Source organism: Mesorhizobium sp. M5C.F.Ca.ET.164.01.1.1, assembly GCF_004792125.1.
Taxonomy (GTDB): Bacteria; Pseudomonadota; Alphaproteobacteria; order Rhizobiales; family Rhizobiaceae; genus Mesorhizobium; species Mesorhizobium wenxiniae.
The window spans coordinates 1-755 of sequence record NZ_SRTG01000052.1 but is presented as its reverse complement, the minus strand read 5'-3'; the positions used below and the strand labels follow the sequence as shown (position 1 = coordinate 755).

The following is a 755-nucleotide window of genomic DNA, read 5'->3' as shown; positions in this document are numbered from 1 at the left end:
GTGTGGTCGATCTGGAGACGGTCACCCCGGCCTGGGCCGAGCTGCCCGCCTGCGATCCCGACCCGCGCGCGCTCGGCCTGACCGCGCGCCATCTCGCCTATGTCATCTACACCTCCGGATCAACCGGAACCCCAAAGGGCGTCATGGTCGAGCATGCCAGCACCGTCAATCTGCTGCATTGGAGCAGCGGCGTGTTTGCGGACTCCGAGATCAGCCGCACGCTGTTTTCTACCTCGATCAGTTTTGATCTGTCCGTCTATGAGTGCTTCGTTCCGCTGTCGCAAGGAAGCACGCTGTATCTTGTCGAGGATGCGCTGGCGCTGGCGCAGACGCCCTTGGATGTCTCCTTGATCAACACGGTCCCCTCGGCGATCGCCGCTCTGGTCGACCAGAAAGCGGTGCCGGCTTCGACAAGCGTTATCAACTTGGCCGGGGAGCGGCTGAAGGCAGATCTGATCGAGAGGGTCTTCGAGAGCAGCGGCGTTGAGAAGATCTGTAATCTGTACGCTCCTTCCGAGACGACGACGTACTCGACCTGGATTTGCATGCCGAGGGGAGAGGCTGTCGTCGAGACGATCGGGCGTCCGATTGCGAACACGCGGGTGTATCTTCTGGACGGGCATGGTGGGCCGGTGCCGTTCGGGGCGGTGGGCGAGCTTTGCATTGGCGGGGCAGGCGTTGCGCGGGGCTACCTGAACCGCCCTGATCTGACGGCGGAGCGGTTCATCGCCAGCCCCTTTGTGGACGGCGATCGG

At 63.2% G+C, this 755-nt stretch carries 1 protein-coding gene; it reads left to right on the top strand.

Annotated features, from left to right (window positions below):
• The coding region (locus EN807_RS32335; protein WP_135937911.1) for an AMP-binding protein at window positions 1-755 on the top strand (755 nt) is incomplete at both ends.